Consider the following 15,439-nt stretch of genomic DNA (forward strand, 5'->3'; position numbering starts at 1 on the left):
GGCCCCGGCATGGTTATGCTGGACGCCGGAGCGCTTCGCTCTCTTTCTTCACACCAACGCCCCACAAGGGCTGGAGACAATATGGATTACGCAGTCCCTCTCGCCATCGCCATCATTGCCGTCATCTTCATCGTCCGCTCGATCAAGGTGGTTCCCCAGCAGCATGCATGGGTCAAGGAGCGTCTGGGCAAATACGCAGGCACGCTCACACCCGGCCTGAACTTTCTGATCCCGTTCGTGGACCGCATCGCCTACAAGCACAGTCTCAAGGAAATTCCCCTGGACGTGCCCAGCCAGGTCTGCATCACGCGCGACAACACGCAACTGACCGTGGACGGCATTCTCTACTTCCAGGTCACCGACCCCATGCGCGCCAGCTATGGTTCGTCCAACTACATCATGGCCGTCACCCAGCTCGCCCAGACCTCGCTGCGCAGCGTGATCGGCAAGCTGGAGCTGGACAAGACCTTTGAAGAGCGCGACATGATCAACGCCCAGGTCGTCAATGCCATCGACGAGGCCGCGCTGAACTGGGGCGTGAAGGTGCTGCGCTACGAAATCAAGGATCTGACGCCACCCGCTGAAATTCTGCGCGCCATGCAGGCCCAGATCACGGCAGAACGCGAAAAGCGCGCCTTGATTGCAGCTTCCGAAGGCCGACGCCAGGAACAGATCAACATCGCCACCGGCGAGCGCGAAGCTTTCATCGCCCGCTCCGAAGGCGAGAAGCAAGCCGCCATCAACAAGGCGCAAGGTGAAGCTGCCGCCATCACCACCGTGGCCGAAGCCACCGGACAGGCGCTGGAGCGCGTGGCCACGGCCATTCGCCAGCCCGGTGGCGAGCAGGCCGTTCAGCTCAAAGTGGCTGAGAGCGCCGTGGAGGCTTACAGCAAGGTGGCAGCGGACTCCAACACCACCCTGGTCATTCCTGCGAACATGACGGAAGTCTCCGGCCTGATTGCCTCTGCCATGAAGATGGTTCAGGTGGGCAAGAGCGCCTGAGCCTGCTCGCTTCAGGCTGCGTGCAGAAAAGAACTTTCTGCACTTTCATTTTGAGGTCGAAATTTCTGGTTAGAATAGCGGCTTCATCACACGGAGCGGTGGATGAGTGGTTTAAGTCGCACGCCTGGAAAGCGTGTGTGGGTTAATAGCCCACCGCGGGTTCGAATCCCGCCTGCTCCGCCAGATTTTAAAATCAAGTCGACCACACTTGGTTTTTTACCTCAGCAATGAAGTATTTTTGGGATCGCTGTGGAGCGGTGGATGAGTGGTTTAAGTCGCACGCCTGGAAAGCGTGTGTGGGTTAATAGCCCACCGCGGGTTCGAATCCCGCCTGCTCCGCCAAATGACAAAAGGCCTTGAAGAAATTCAAGGCCTTTTTTCTTTTTGGCGTATTCGACCGTGAATGCGATTTGAATTCACTGTACGGCAATAGCCTCTTGCATATCCTGCCCGGCACCGGCCGATGCCAGGGGCCCGAATCGTAAAAGTCGAGCCCGGCCATTTTCGGGCCGGCCTGAAAAAACGCAGCGCACGATCTGCCTGCCAGCAATGCCCCGAGCACCGGACTGCGTCCCGGGCTCTCGCGCCCGCATTGGCGGGCTTTCACGGGCCAGGGCATCTGCAGGCCGGATCCAGGGTTCGCCTTGAACCAGGCGCTCAGAACCTGCCGCGCAGCGTCAGCATCACATTGCGCGGCTCGCCATAGTAGTTGGAGCCATAAGCCGCCCAGACACGCTGGTAATACACCTTGTCAAAGACATTGTTGACGGTCAGCGTTGCATCCAGATTTTTGTTGAAGCGATAGCCGATCTGCAGTGCTGCCGTAGTCACCGGACCCTGAGAGAACTTCACGTCACCATTGAGGCGGTACATCCGGCTGACGCTGCGCAGACCACCACCCACACTGAAGCCCTCCAGAGCCCCCGAACCGAACTGGTAGCGTGTCCACAGGTTGAAGCTGTGGCGCGGAGCGATGAAGGTATAGAGCTGAGCCTTCTCGTCCGGTGTTCCTTCCAGCGTTTTGGTCTGTGTGTACGCGTATCCGACAGCGAGATTCCAGCCCGGAGCTATGCGACCGTTGATTTCCGCCTCCACACCCTGACTGCGCATCTTGCCAGCGGCAAGGGAGAACAGCGGATTGGCCGGATCGGTCATTGCACGATTGCTGTCCTCCATGCGGAAAACAGCCGCACGGGCATTGAGCTGTTTGTTCAGCCATTCACCCTTCAGGCCTGCCTCGTACTGCTGGCCCACGCGTGGACGCAATGTCATGCCCTCAGCGTCGCTGGCGGTCTGCGGCGCGAAAATGCGGGTGTAGCTGGCATAGGCAGACAACTGCTCGCTCAGGTCGAACACGACTCCCGCATAGGGAGTGAACTTGCCGCTGATGCGCGTATCGGTTTCGGAGAACTGGTTGAAATAGGCGTTGCGATTGACGGCATGGTTGTCCCACCAGGTCATGCGCCCTCCCATGCTGAGCAACACGCCGCTGGCCGGGCGCAGATTGATTCGTCCATAGAGCCCGTACTGCTCGGTTCGGTTGTCGTTGCCGTTGGAGAAGCTGTAATTCGCAGGCTTGGGAACGTTGTTGTCGGGATCGAAGATATTGATGGGAGCACCGTCTCCGCCACCGTATTTGAAGCTCTTGTGCACCTTGCGATAGTCCGCTCCCAGCGTCAGCTCATTATTGGATGAGCCCAGCGCGGCAAACGGCGTGGTGATGAAGCCGTCCAGGCCATGCGTCTTCCAGTGGCTGCGGTAAGCCCAGCTGATGAGGCAGCTGTCGCCGGTAGCAGGGTCGGCCGCGCAGTCCGACCAGCCGAACAGGCGAGAGGGTTCATCCTGCTCCCGGTAGGTCGCATTGAGCTTGATCTGCCCGCCATTGTCCAGACGATGCTGAAATTCTGCGAAGTACTCGGTGTTGCGTTCGGTGATGTGGTTCCAGATGGGATCCAGATAGCTGGAGCGCGGAATATCCAGCAGGCGGCCATCCGGATAGGCAGGCAGGCCGAAGGCGGGACGCCCCTTGTATTGCTGATGGCTGGCTCCGGCGGTAAGCGTGCTCGAGGGAGTGAGGTCGGCTTCCAGCACGCCATAGATCAACGGCTTCCTGGAGTACACATGATCCACAAAAGAGCCGTGATCCTGATAGGCGGTGACAAGACGCCCGCGTATGCGTCCATCACTGCTCAGAGGCCCGCTCATGTCCGCCTCGGCGTAATAGCGATTCCAAGAGCCGGCCGATAGTTGCGTGCTGAACTCCCGCTGCGCCTTGGGGCGCTTGCGCACAAGATTGATGGAGCCGCCAGGGTCGCCGGCCCCCTGGAACAGTCCTGCAGGGCCGCGCAGAACCTCAATACGGTCATACATGGCCATGCCGAATCCGCTGGAAAGATCATTGCCGGTGCTCGCAGGAGTGTTGACACCGTCGATCTGCACGGTATCTACCGCGTAGCCGCGCAGGTAGAAATTTCCATGATTGCCCCCTGTGCTGCCTGGCTCCACAGTGACGCCAGGCACTGTGCGCATGGCGTCATCGAGACTCTGGATATTCTGGTCCTCCAGCATTTGACGCGTCACCACCGATACTGACTGCGGAATTTCTCGCAGACTCTGTGCACTCTTGCCGATCGTGACGAGCTGTGCAGCATAGGAACCCGTGCCTTCCGAGAAGGTCGATGCTTCGGCCGCAGCAGTCACCAGCACTTCCGCCAGACTGGGGGCTGCACCCGCCGCCACAGGGGCCTGAGTGCTTTTGCGCAGAATGAAAATACCGGGCTGGGTTTGCGCGACCTCAAGCCCGGTACCACGCAGCAGCTGCGCAAAGCCCTCAGCGACGGCAAATCTGCCATTCAAACCAGCCGTCTGGAGCTCCCCGGTCAGCGCAGAGTCCGCGGATAGCGTCACTCCCGACTCCCCTGCAAAGCGCGCCAGCGCCTGGCTCAATAGTCCCCTGGGGAGGCTGTACTCTCTCGCTTGCGGGCTGCTGGCGGAGCCCTGACTCGACTGGGCTTGGACGCTGCCGGCACCTGCCATCCCGAGCAGCAGGATCAGCGCAGCTTGAACTGCGTTCTGTTTGAGGCCCAGGCTCCCGACGGACACAGAGGAGGATGGGGGCACTGAAATTTGCCCGGAAATATGCTGCGCCAAGACCATGGAGTAACCCTTTTTGAAAAAGCCGATAAATGTGTTGCCTTTCTTGTATGACCGGCGTCCTGGCAAAAAGGGGACATGGAAGGTGAAGAAATCGAGCGTTTCAGCGCGACACGATAGTCACCCAGTAACGCGAGCGCTGCAAGATTCTGATGGGCAGGGAGGCAGCCAGCGCCGCCAGGGCCTGATCCGTATCGCGCAGTTGAAAGGCTCCGCTCACAGGCAGCGCAGCAACAGCCGGATCGCATCGCACGATGCCCGGGCGATAGCGCGAAAGCTCGGCAGCAAAAATCCCCAGCGGTGTCTTTTCCGCATAGAGCACCCCGTGAGTCCAGCCATCGGAGGCCAGGCCGGCTGCTTCGGGTACGCCGACATTCCCCGCGCTCATCTGTGCCTGCTTTCCCGCATCGATGCGCACGCTTGTGTCGTCGTTGACGGGACTCAACTCCACCGCTCCTTGTTGAACCGCAATGAGACAGCTGTGTTCCGTTCGCGCAAAGGGCGGAGCGATGCGCACGGTAAAACGCGTCCCCAATGCCCGGACCGTTCCTTGCGCTGTCTGAACCAGAAAAGGCCGCAGCGCGGCATCGGCAGCGGTCTGCACCCAGATGGCGCCCGTGCGCAGGATCAGGCGACGCTCCGATGATGTGAACGCCATGTCGACGGCGCTGCCGGTATCCAGCTGGATTCTGCTGCCGTCGGCCAGCGTCGATTCACGGCTCTCGCCCGTGTCGGTACGCATGTCCGCCGACCATTCATGCCAGGGCGCAAGACGCCAGACCCCATAGCCGAGCGGCCCCGCCACAATCGCTGTCGCCAGCAGCCGCGCGACGGCACGCCGCTGCGAGCGATTCGCCTCGCGCAGCGCCGCAGCGCTCAGGCCGCCCAGCGTATTGCCTGCTTCGGCACTGTTGCCGGCCCGGGTTGCATTCAGTTTGCCAAGAACCAGTTCAGCGCGTTGCCAGGCCATTTCATGACTCGGATCCGAGTTGCGCCAGCGCATGAGTTCGGCATGCACTGTCATGTCGGCATCGCCGGCATGCAGCCGCACAAGCCACTGTGCAGCCTGCCGTGCTGCGCTCGGATCGATATCCAGAGCCGAAGGAGGTACAACGACCATGACTCAAATCACCAGCAAAATGCACTGCTCGAATGCCTGGGCCATATAGCGCTTGACGGTGCGAGACGTGACTCCCAAGCGCTCTGCCACCTGTGCATAGCTCAGACCATCGAGTTGGGATAGTAGAAACGCCTCGCGCACCTTGGGTGGCAAGCCGTTGAGCATGGCATCGACCTGATGCAATGACTCCAGCACCAGCAACTGCTGCTCGGGCGAAGGCGCCAGAGGCTCCGGCAACTGGGCCATCGCGTCCAGCCATGCCTTCTCCAGCGACAGCCGCTGCACATGATTGATGAGCAGATTGCGCGCCACCGTGGTCAGATAGGCACGCGGTTCGCGCAACACCAGCGCGCGCTGCTCCGCCTGGGCAGCCAGCACTCTCACAAAGGTATCTTGCGCAAGATCCGCGGCATGATCAGCTCCGCCGAGCTTGCGCCTCAGCCAGCCCAAAAGCCAGGGGTGATGCTCTCCATAAATCTTGGCCACGTCGGTCAAGGAGCGGAATGGGTATGACAAGATACGATGCGTTACTCATTTATGATAATGAGAATTATTATCGATTAAAGTCAAAATTGAAATAGATGTGGTTTTTTGGGAACTTTGGCTCGGCCTGCGCTTCGCCTGCCGACCATCCCCTCCTCGCCAACAAACTCACCGGCATCCGGCGAATCACATGGCTTTCGACGACCGGTTCAGTTCCTTGATTTCAGAGGTCAAGCAAGGCTCGGCCCATCTGTGCAATCTGGCTGAGTTTCATGAGCGTTGGGGCGGCCTTCATAGGCCACACCAACGCTCTTCTCATGCTGCGGACGGGTTGGGCGCACTCAACCCTGGGCACCAGGACTGGCCTGCCAGCCGCCACCCAAGGCCTTGAACAGCGTGGCCAGGGCCATCTGTCGCTGCGCGCTGACCTCGATCAGTGCCATCTGCTGCGCGTAGTCCGTGCGCTGCGCATCCAGATAGCGCAGATGACTGTCCACCCCCGCGCGATAGCGCAGCTCGGCAAGCTTGAGCGTATTCGCGCTGGTCTGCACCAGGCGCTGGCGCGCAAGCTCCTCGCGCCTCAGAGTCTCCACGGAGGCCAGTGCATCGCTGACTTCACGAAACGCCGTCTGAATGCTGCGCTCGTAGCTAGCTATCGCCATGTCCTTGCGCAGCTGCGCGATCTCCAGATTGGCGCGATTGCGGCCGCCATCGAAAATCGGCAAGCTGAGCTGCGGCATGAAGGACCAGGAGCGCTGACCGCCGGCAAACAAATCGCCAAGCTCGGCACTGGCCGAGCCGTAGGAGCCCGTGAGCGAAATGCGTGGAAAGAATGCAGCCCGCGCAGCGCCAATGCTTGCATTGCGCGCGCGCAGCTGATATTCGGCGGAGCGGATATCGGGGCGCAGCACCAGCAGATCTGAGGGCAGACCCGGGCCTATCTCCTGCACCAGGGGCGTGGCGCTCAGATCTGCTGCCGGCTGGACCCTGCCATCACCCACCAGCCAGTCCAGAGCATTGCCCGCCTGGCGCAGCTCGCGCTCGAAGCGCTCGACTTCGGCGCGCGCCTGCTCGAGCTGGCCTTGAGCCTCCTGCTCGTCAAGGCGGCTGGCCATGCCGGTCTTGCGACGCTCGCTCATCAGCTGCAATTCTTTCTCGCGCGCCTGCAGGGTGCGCAGCGCCAGGGCCTGGCGCTGCCGCGCGCTGTCCTGCGCCAGCGAGGCCTGGATCACTTCGGCAACCAGACTGATCTGCACGCTGCGCGCGGCCTCTTCGGTGGCCAGGTATTCCATCAGCGCAGCCTCGGACAGCGAGCTCACGCGGCCGAAGAGATCAAGCTCGAAAGCCATCAGCCCGGCGCCTGCCTGATAGTTGCTCTGCACCCTGGCCGCTCCTGTGCCGCTCAGGTCGGCAGGCAGGCGCTGGCGGTTACCACTGGCTTGCGCTTCCAGACCGGGCAGTTGGTCCGCACGCTGCACGCGATAGGCCGCTCGTGCTGTCTGCACATTGAGCAGCGTCTGGCGCAGATCGCGGTTGTTGGCCAGCGCCGTTTCGATACGCGAGCGCAGGCGCTCATCGATCACGAAATCCTTCCAGTGCAAGCTCTGCATCGATGCAGCCGAGGCCGATGATGCCGCGCTCCAGTTGCCGGGAATGGGCGCAGCAGGTCTTTCATAGGTCGGTGCAAAAGAGCAGCCGGCAAGCATCGCGGCAATCAGCGTCAGCGTCGCGGTACGCATGGTGTTTCGCCCGTTCATACGGGTTCTCCTTCGGAGTCTGTGTTTTTTTCCTCCGGCACTGCGGGGCGCTTGCGCCGCAGCGAGAGCACGAAGACAAAGAAGATGGGCACGAACAGCACGCCCAGCAATGTGGCGCTGAGCATGCCGCCGATCACGCCGACACCGATGGCGGCCTGGCTGGAGGCCCCCGCCCCGGTGGCCAGCGCCAGCGGCACCACCCCGAGGATGAAGGCCAGCGAAGTCATCACGATGGGGCGGAAGCGCAAACGGGCTGCCTGCAATGCAGCTTCCGCCAGCGAATGGCCGCGCTCGTGCAGGTCCTTGGCGAACTCCACGATCAGGATGGCGTTCTTGGCCGCCAGGCCGATGATGGTGATCAGGCCGACCTTGAAGTACACGTCGTTCGAGAGACCCAGCGCCGAGGTGGCCAGCACCGAGCCCAGCGCCCCTATGGGCACGATCAGCATCACGGCTGCGGGAATGCTCCAGCTTTCGTACAGGGCCACGAGCAGCAGGAACACCACCACGATGGCCAGTGCGAACAGCTTGGGAGCCTGTGCGCCAGCAGCCTTTTCCTGATAGGACAGCGCCGTCCACTCGTAACCTATGCCGCGCGGCATCTCGCCCAGAATGCGTTCGAGCTCGGCCATGGCCTCACCCGTGGTGTGGCCGGGCTTGGCATCGCCCGCGATACGGAAGGCCGGATAGCCGTTGTAGCGCGAGATCTGCACCGGCCCCTGCTCCCACTCCACGCTGGCAAACGAGGCCAGCGGCACCTGCTCGCCCTGGGCATTGGGCACATACAGCCGCAGCAGGGCCTCGGGCGTCATGCGTGCTGTCGTGTCGGCCTGCACCACCACGCGCTGCAGGCGCCCCGCATTCGGAAACTCGTTGATCACGGCCGAGCCATAGGCCGTGGACAGCACGGCGCTGATGCTCGCGAAGCTCACGCCCTGGGCCTGGGCCTTGCGCCGGTCTATGTCCAGACGCAGTTGCGGCGCGTCTTCGAGGTTCTCCATCATTGCGTAGGCGATCACCGGCGAGGCATTGGCCTTCTTCAGCAGCTCGTCGCGCGCGGCAACCAGGGCCTCACGGCCCAGATTGGCGCGGTCCTGCAGACGCAGCGCAAAGCCGCCGGAATTGCCCAGGCCGTCGATGGGTGGCGGGTCCACCGCCATGGCCGCACCGTCGGACAAGCTGCCGAAGCGCTGATTGAAGGCCTGGACCTCGTCCCACGACGCCTGACCCTTGCCGCGCAAGGACCAGTCCTTGAGCGTGACGAAGGCCATGGCCGCGTTCTGCCCCATGCCCGAAAAACTGTAGCCCATCAGGAACTCGGCCTGGGCCGTGGCGGGGCGGCTTTGCACATAGGCTTCCATGTCGCGCACCACGGCCTCGGTACGTGCTTCGGTTGCACCAGGAGGCAGTTGCACGCTGACGATGTAGTAGCCCATGTCTTCATAAGGCACAAAGGACTCGGGCATGCGCGTATAGGCAAAGCCCAGCCCGCCCACGATGGCCGCATAGATCAGCATATAGCGGCCCGTGCGCCTGACCAGACGCTGGTTGAGCAGCGAAAAGCGCTCGGTCAGCTTGGCAAAGTGGCGGTTGAACCAGCCGAAGAGGCCTTTTTTCTCCTTGTGGTGATCCTCGGCAACAGGCTTGAGCAGCGTGGCGCACAGCGCCGGCGTGAAAGTCAGCGCCAGCAGGCCCGAAAACAGGATGGAGACCGCCAGCGACAGCGAGAACTGGCGGTAGATCACGCCCACCGAGCCGCTCATGAAGGCCAGAGGCAGGAACACGGCCACCAGCACCAGCGTGATGCCGACGATGGCCCCCGAGACCTGCTGCATGGCCTTCACCGTGGCGGCCAGCGGCGAGAGCCCCTCCTCGGCCATGAGACGCTCCACGTTCTCCACCACCACGATGGCATCGTCGACCAGAATGCCGATGGCCAGCACCATGCCGAACATGGTCATCATATTGACCGAGAAGCCCAGCGCATACATCACCGCCAGGGTACCGGCCAGACACACCGGGACCACGATGGTGGGAATCAGCGTATAGCGCAGGTTCTGCAGAAACAGCCACATCACCAGGAACACCAGCACCACGGCCTCGACCAGGGTCTGAATCACCTTGCCGATGGCGACCTCAACAAAGCGCGAGGTGTCGTAAGGCACTGCGTACTGAATATCGTCGGGGAAGTTCTGCGACAGCTCGGCTAGCCTCGCCTTGACCGCCTTGGCGGTCTGCATAGCATTGGCACCAGGTGCCAGTTGCACGGCGGCCGCCACTCCTTTGTGGCCGTCCTCGCGCGAGGCAAAGCTGTAGTCGAGCTGGCCGACTTCGAGACGCGCCACATCGGCCAGGTGCACGGCCGAGCCATCGGCCCTGGCCTGCAACACGATCTGACCGAACTCCTCGGGCGAACTAAGCGTTCCCTTGACGGCAATCGTGGCGCTGAGTTCCTGCTCTGACGATCCGGGCTGGCTGCCGAAGCTGCCCGCCGGCACCTGGGCATTCTGCGCGGCAATGGCCGCATTCACGTCGGCCACCGACAGGCCGTAGCCCAGCAGCTTCTGCGGATCGACCCAGACCCGCATGGCGACATCGGCGCCGAAGTACTGCACCTTGCCCACACCGGGTACGCGCCGGATCTCGTTGTTGATGTTGCGCACCGCATAGTCGGAGAGGCGGACCTCGTTCTTGCCGCTGTCGTCACCCTTGTAGGTCAGCGAATAGATCAGCAGGAAGTTGGCGCTGGCCTGCTCTACCTGCAGACCCATCTGCATCACCGATGCGGGCAGTCTGGCCTCGGCCTTCTTGATGCGGTTCTGCACCTCGACCTGGGCCAGTGCGGGATCGGTGCCCGGCGCGAAGGTGGCCGTGATCTCGGCCAGGCCCGTGGCACCGCTGGACGAGTCGAAGTACAACAGCCCCTTGGTGCCGTTGAGCTCCTCCTCGATGACGCTGGTCACCGACTCCATCACCGTGGTGGCCGATGCCCCCGGATAGGTTGCAGAGATGGAGATCTGCGGCGGAGCCACGTTGGGAAACTGCGCCACGGGCAAGGCCGGGATCGCCAGCAGGCCGGCCAGCAGGATGAAGATCGCGACCACCCAGGCCAGCTTGGGGCGATCAATAAAAAACCGGGACATTGTCTATCCTTGAATAAGGCTTGTCTTCTTGGCATTCAGCGCTTGCAGGACCAGCGCATAGTGCTCATTTCTTTTCCGTGACTTCCGCATCTTTGACAGCGTCAGCGAGATTTGCAGCGGCAGCTCTGATCTGCACCTTGGTGCCGGGCACGGCTGCCGCAAGGCCTCCGACCAACACCCTGGCGTTTTCCTTGAGGCCCTCGGTGATATGCCAGTCGGAGCCGTACATGGCACCGGTGCTCACCTTCTGGGATTGCACAATGTCGTTCTCGTCGAGCACCAGCACATGGGCCAGTCCGTCGGCGCCGCGCTGCACCGCGCGCTGAGGCACGAGAATGGCCGCAGGATCCTCGCCCAGGCCCATGGTCACGCGCACATACATGCCGGGCAACAGCAAGCCATCTTTGTTGGGGAATTCACCGCGCAGTGCAAGCTGGCCGGTGCCGCGATCCACCGTCACATCCGAAAACAGCATGCGTCCCTGGCGCTTATCGTCCAGGCCGTCCGCCACCAGCGTCACTGGAGCACTCTTCTGCGACTGCTCTCCCTGCTGCTGTGAACGCAAGCGCGTGGCCAGCGCTGCGGTCTGGCGGAAATCGGCATAAATGGGGTCAAGCTGCTGTATCACTGCCATCGGTGTGGCCTCCCCCTGGCCGACCAGGGCACCTTCCGTCACCAAGGCACGGCCGATGCGGCCCGCAATCGGGGCCCTCACCGTCGCATAGTCCAGGTTCAGGCGTGCCGCCTCGACTTCGGCCTGGGCCGATTGGCGCATGGCCAAGGCGCTGTGCAGCGCGGCCTTGGCGCTGTCGAAATCCTGGCGACTCACAGCTTCCTGTTCCACCAGCGGCTCGTAACGACGCACCACGGACTGAGCATCGGAGAGCGCGGCCTCGGCTCGCGCCAATTCGCCCCGGGCCCGCGACAGCGCCGCGCGCAGCGGTGCCGGGTCGATATTGAACAGCACCTCTCCAGCCTTCACATCGGCACCCTCTTTGAAGTTGCGGCTCAGCACGATACCTGGCACCCGCGCACGCACCTCCGCCACACGTACGGGCTCGATGCGCCCAGGCAGTTCAGCGCTGAGGCTCAGCGCCCTGGGCTTGACGGTCACCACATCCACCAGCGGCAATTCCTGAGGCGGTCCGCCCGCTTCCGACTTGATGCAGCCGGCCAACATCATTGCGGCTGCCAATGCGGCCAGGGCCGACCAGGCACGCACATTCTGGCTTTTCTTCTTCATGGCTTTTGAGTCTTGTCAAATCTTGAAAGAAGCGCATGATGCATGAAAATATTTTTTGAATCAAATTTGATTCATTAAGGCCTATATTGATTCATGGCATTTTGATACCAAGTAAAGTTGCTATCCCAAGCTTTTAGGCCCGCCGCTTGAATCAAAATAGGTTCATCCGTATCCGCCCCAACCGGAGCCACGAATGACGACCGCCCCCCACGACAACACAGCAATCCTCCCCCCACTGGCCCTGGCCCTGGTCAACCACCCGCGCGCCACCTTGCAGGAGCTGGCCAAGGCCATAGGCATCAGCAAGGCCACGCTCTATCGCTTCTGCCCCACGCGCGATCTGCTGATCAAGCGCCTGCTGGAGCAAAGCCTGCGCACGCTGGACGATGCGCTGGACGAAGCCCGCATCGAGGAAGGCCCGGTGCTCGAGGCCCTCAAGCGCCTCAATGCCAAGCATCTTGAACACCGCGAATTCACGCTGTTCCTGACCTATTACTGGAATGAAGTCGAAAAACCCATGGAGGAAAATGCGATCTGGGAACCCAAGGTCGACGCTTTTTTCCTGCGCGGCCAACAGGAAGGCGTGTTCCGCATCGATTTCAGCGCCGCAACGCTGACCGAGCTGTGGCTGGGAACCGTGATCGCGCTCATCGATGGAGAGCGCCGCGGTCGCATCCCACGCGCCCCGCTGGCACAGCTTGCCGAGCAGGCGTTTTTGCAGGGAGTCATGCGCCAGGATGGGACGGCGACAGCCTGACAGAATCGACCCCGACTGCAGCCTTACCGGCCATGCCGGCCTCCAGCTGCACCATGGTCATGCCGTTCCCCTACAACGCGAGTTCGCGTACCTTCACACTCGCTTTCACAACCAGAGAGTAGCCTTGTCATGATCAGTCACCTCGACCACCTGGTTCTCACCACGGCCAACGAAGCCCACTGCATACGCTTTTACACCGAAGTCCTGGGCATGCGGCTGGAATCCTTCATCGGCGGCACCCCGCCCGTGGAGCGCAAGGCCTTTGTGTTCGGCCGGCAGAAGATCAATCTGCATGTGAAAGGGCGTGAGTTCGAGCCCAAGGCCCACACGCCTGTGCCCGGTGCCCTTGATCTGTGCTTTCTGGCCTCGGTGCCGCTGGACGAGGTTATCGCGCGTCTGCAGCAGTTGTCGGTTCCCATCGCCGAAGGCCCTGTGATGCGCACCGGTGCCACATCGAAGATCCGCTCCATCTATGTGCGTGACCCCGACCTGAACCTCATCGAGATCTCGGAGCCGGCCTAGTTGTGCTCGCGCTGGCAAGCCGGGGCCTCTGAAAACGGCCCCCGCTTGTCAGCTCAGAGCTGTGCCAAAGCCTTTTTTGCCGCTGCATGGCCTTGCTCTGCGGCGCGCTGCAACCACTCACGAGCCTGCTTGGCATTCTTCTTCACACCCAGACCGTCCCGGTACAAAGTTCCCAACGCGTACTGGGCCGGGGCATCCTGCTGCTCGGCGGCAAGCCGATACCACTTGAGCGCCTGAGCCAGGCTCTTGCCCACACCCTCGCCGTTTTCGTACAAGGTGCCCAGGTTGTACTGGGCCTTGGCATAGCCTTGATTGGCTGCCATGGTGAACCACTTGGCGGCCTCGGTGTAGTTGGGTTGCGCAAAGCCCTTGCCCAGATATTGAAAGACACCGACGTTGTACTGAGCCAGAACATTGCCCTTGAGAGCCGAGTTCAGGTTCTCCATGTATTCCATGGACTGCGCAAACTCTGCGGACTTTGGCGACGAAGCGGAGAGCTGCTCCAGCCGCTGCGCCGCCGCTGCATGCTGGTACTTCAGCGCCTGGGTGTAATAGGCAATCGCTTCTTTTTCGTTGCGATACTCGCCCTCTCCCTGCTCGAACAGACGGCCCAGTTCATAGTAAGCCTCGCCCGAGCCGCGGATGGCGACAGCGTGCAGCAGCAGCACGGCCCGCTTGTAGTCGGGGGCCACACCCTGGCCTTCGAAGCAAATCTTTCCCAGCAGCAATTGGGCTTTCTGCACGCCCTTGTCTGCCAGCGGGGTCAGCCATTTCGCGGCTTCGGCACGATTCTTCTCCACGCCTTCGCCAAGGTAGTACATCTCGGCCACCGTGAACTGCGCGAGCACATCGGCTTGCTGGGCCGCCTTCAGATACCAGCGAAACGAGGCCTGCAAATCCTGGGCCAGCAACTCGCCTTTGCGGTAGACAAAGCCCAGGCTATTTTGTGCCGCTGCAGAGCCCTGCTGCGCGGCGCGCTCCAGCCATGCGACACCTGTTGCGGCATCCTTCTCAACCGCTTCGCCTTTTAGATAGATAGTTCCAAGCAGGTTCTGCGCATCGAGATTTCCGGCGTTTGCAGCCTGATGAATGTGTGTCAGCCCTGCCTCAGGATCTTTTTTCACACCCTCGGCACCCAGCACATAGACCAGACCCAGCAGATACTGGGACGGCGCATGATTGTGCTCTGCGGCCAGACGCAGCCAGCGCAAGGCATCGTCAGCATTCTTTTCCACGCCCTTGCCGTAAAGATAGGCTTTTCCCAACTCGTACTGTGCCGCGACATCTCCTGTCTTCGCGGCATTGACCATTTCGCTGGGCTGAGCCTGCGCACAACCCCAAACTGACAGCCAAGCCGACAGAACCAAAGCACCAGACCATCGCGCAAGCATTGCTTCCCCTGTTCACAGAAAAAAATGGGAGTATATAGAAGCAATACCTTGTCCATAAAGCGTTGGCAGCTATCAAAACCATACTGACCCGCCTCAGCACGGAAATGACTGCCGACGAGGCTCTCCCTAGACTGTAGTCACAGAGCCGCTATACGCCCGCGAAGTCTCTCTTGTCTCGGGACAGCATTGCTGCTCGAGGCTCTCCCAGGCCAGGCAACACAGAGATCTGCCCGGTCAAACTCCGCCGGGGTGCAATTTGCGTCGCATGTTCGCGATATTGCAAACAGTGCGAAAAGCCAGGCCCGGACCTTGCGCCTTTGCGGGCAGGCATCTCTGCGGATCAGCCAGCCATGGGCGTACAAAGCTCCACCACGCAGCCGTCGGGGCAACGCAGATAAGACACCATCTGACCCCAGGGCTTGGCCCTCGGAGCGGCCATCTCGATGGCGCCGGCGCTCAGCGCGCTCCGATGAGCCTGCTCGACATCCTCCGTGACCAGCGCGATTTCAAATCCCAATGGCTTCGCAGAGCTGTGCGCTTCGACATGGCCTCCAGGAAAATTCAACGCGCCCAGCTCATGGGCGGCAAATGCCAGCGTGGTCTGCCCTGTCTCGAGCTCGCCATAGGTTCCGGACTCATGCAGAAAACGCTGTTGTATGCCGAATGCCCGGCTAAAGAATTCCAGCGATGCCGAGACATCCGGGACGTAGATGATTGTGTAACCCAATTTCATGAAGGCATCCTCTCAAAACCCAACCGAATATCTTTGCCGCTCAAGACCATTGACTGCATCATCCTACTCAGCAAAAACGGCAAAGGCCTTGAAACGCTTCAAGGCCTTCCGGGGAACGGTCAGATTCAAGCTTTC

General features: G+C 61.4%; 11 protein-coding genes and 2 tRNA genes. 5 read left to right on the forward strand and 8 right to left on the reverse strand.

What is annotated here, in order from left to right:
* Positions 1–81 precede the first annotated feature (81 nt).
* From V8Z78_RS02730 to V8Z78_RS02740, 3 genes are all read left to right on the forward strand, one after another.
* On the forward strand, positions 82–1,002 hold the full coding sequence (locus tag V8Z78_RS02730; RefSeq protein WP_003063190.1) for an SPFH domain-containing protein: 921 nt from the start codon (positions 82–84) through the stop codon (positions 1,000–1,002).
* A gap of 92 nt (positions 1,003–1,094) precedes the next feature.
* Positions 1,095–1,185 (forward strand) — tRNA-Ser (locus tag V8Z78_RS02735).
* Between the two features lie 68 nt (positions 1,186–1,253).
* Positions 1,254–1,344: transfer RNA gene (locus V8Z78_RS02740), tRNA-Ser, on the forward strand.
* Between the two features lie 315 nt (positions 1,345–1,659).
* Here the strand turns inward: V8Z78_RS02740 and V8Z78_RS02745 are convergent.
* From V8Z78_RS02745 to V8Z78_RS02770, 6 genes are all read right to left on the reverse strand, one after another.
* Positions 1,660–3,909 (reverse strand): TonB-dependent siderophore receptor, encoded by a 2,250-nt coding sequence (locus tag V8Z78_RS02745; protein ID WP_349730847.1) that lies wholly within the window; start codon positions 3,907–3,909, stop codon positions 1,660–1,662.
* A 349-nt stretch (positions 3,910–4,258) separates the two neighbouring features.
* Entirely contained in the window at positions 4,259–5,275 is a 1,017-nt protein-coding gene (locus V8Z78_RS02750; RefSeq protein ID WP_003063195.1) for a FecR domain-containing protein, read from the reverse strand.
* A gap of 3 nt (positions 5,276–5,278) precedes the next feature.
* Entirely contained in the window at positions 5,279–5,770 is a 492-nt protein-coding gene (locus V8Z78_RS02755; RefSeq protein WP_012837896.1) for a sigma-70 family RNA polymerase sigma factor, read from the reverse strand.
* 329 nt (positions 5,771–6,099) lie between these two features.
* Positions 6,100–7,515: an efflux transporter outer membrane subunit gene (locus tag V8Z78_RS02760; protein WP_003063198.1), complete on the reverse strand. Its 1,416-nt coding sequence runs from the start codon at positions 7,513–7,515 to the stop codon at positions 6,100–6,102.
* The gene (locus V8Z78_RS02765; protein ID WP_314353921.1) at positions 7,512–10,658 is read right to left on the reverse strand and encodes a multidrug efflux RND transporter permease subunit; all 3,147 of its coding nucleotides are present in this window, start codon (positions 10,656–10,658) and stop codon (positions 7,512–7,514) included. Before V8Z78_RS02765 ends, V8Z78_RS02760 begins: the two co-directional genes overlap by 4 nt.
* A 64-nt stretch (positions 10,659–10,722) precedes the next feature.
* Positions 10,723–11,901 carry an efflux RND transporter periplasmic adaptor subunit gene (locus V8Z78_RS02770; RefSeq protein WP_057092063.1) on the reverse strand — a complete coding sequence of 393 codons (1,179 nt, stop codon included), beginning with the start codon at positions 11,899–11,901 and terminating at the stop codon, positions 10,723–10,725.
* A 193-nt stretch (positions 11,902–12,094) separates the two neighbouring features.
* On the opposite strand from V8Z78_RS02770, the gene V8Z78_RS02775 reads away from it, so the two are divergent.
* Together V8Z78_RS02775 and V8Z78_RS02780 are read left to right on the forward strand one after the other, a co-directional pair.
* Complete coding sequence (locus V8Z78_RS02775; RefSeq protein ID WP_003063204.1) at positions 12,095–12,658, forward strand: TetR/AcrR family transcriptional regulator; 564 nt, start codon at positions 12,095–12,097, stop codon at positions 12,656–12,658.
* A 129-nt stretch (positions 12,659–12,787) separates the two neighbouring features.
* The gene (locus tag V8Z78_RS02780) at positions 12,788–13,180 is read left to right on the forward strand and encodes a VOC family protein (protein ID WP_003063205.1); all 393 of its coding nucleotides are present in this window, start codon (positions 12,788–12,790) and stop codon (positions 13,178–13,180) included.
* Between the two features lie 53 nt (positions 13,181–13,233).
* Here the strand turns inward: V8Z78_RS02780 and V8Z78_RS02785 are convergent, their stop codons facing one another.
* Positions 13,234–14,490, reverse strand: a complete 1,257-nt coding sequence (locus V8Z78_RS02785) for a tetratricopeptide repeat protein (protein WP_280007689.1) — start codon at positions 14,488–14,490, stop codon at positions 13,234–13,236.
* 421 nt (positions 14,491–14,911) lie between these two features.
* Complete coding sequence (locus tag V8Z78_RS02790; RefSeq protein ID WP_314353924.1) at positions 14,912–15,304, reverse strand: VOC family protein; 393 nt, start codon at positions 15,302–15,304, stop codon at positions 14,912–14,914.
* Between the last annotated feature and the right edge of the window lie 135 nt (positions 15,305–15,439).

It is taken from the genome of Comamonas sp. wu1-DMT (genome assembly GCF_040187805.1).
GTDB classification, from domain to species: domain Bacteria; phylum Pseudomonadota; class Gammaproteobacteria; order Burkholderiales; family Burkholderiaceae_C; genus Comamonas; species Comamonas thiooxydans.

Excerpts from the sequence above, each read along its gene's own strand:
- V8Z78_RS02730 (WP_003063190.1), top strand. The coding sequence starts at position 82 with ATGGATTACGCAGTCCCTCTCGCCATCGCCATCATTGCCGTCATCTTC.
- V8Z78_RS02750 (WP_003063195.1), bottom strand. The coding sequence starts at position 5,275 with ATGGTCGTTGTACCTCCTTCGGCTCTGGATATCGATCCGAGCGCAGCA.
- V8Z78_RS02760 (WP_003063198.1), bottom strand. The coding sequence starts at position 7,515 with ATGAACGGGCGAAACACCATGCGTACCGCGACGCTGACGCTGATTGCC.
- V8Z78_RS02765 (WP_314353921.1), bottom strand. The coding sequence starts at position 10,658 with ATGTCCCGGTTTTTTATTGATCGCCCCAAGCTGGCCTGGGTGGTCGCG.
- V8Z78_RS02770 (WP_057092063.1), bottom strand. The coding sequence starts at position 11,901 with ATGAAGAAGAAAAGCCAGAATGTGCGTGCCTGGTCGGCCCTGGCCGCA.
- V8Z78_RS02775 (WP_003063204.1), top strand. The coding sequence starts at position 12,095 with ATGACGACCGCCCCCCACGACAACACAGCAATCCTCCCCCCACTGGCC.
- V8Z78_RS02780 (WP_003063205.1), top strand. The coding sequence starts at position 12,788 with ATGATCAGTCACCTCGACCACCTGGTTCTCACCACGGCCAACGAAGCC.
- V8Z78_RS02785 (WP_280007689.1), bottom strand. The coding sequence starts at position 14,490 with ATGGTCAATGCCGCGAAGACAGGAGATGTCGCGGCACAGTACGAGTTG.
- V8Z78_RS02790 (WP_314353924.1), bottom strand. The coding sequence starts at position 15,304 with ATGAAATTGGGTTACACAATCATCTACGTCCCGGATGTCTCGGCATCG.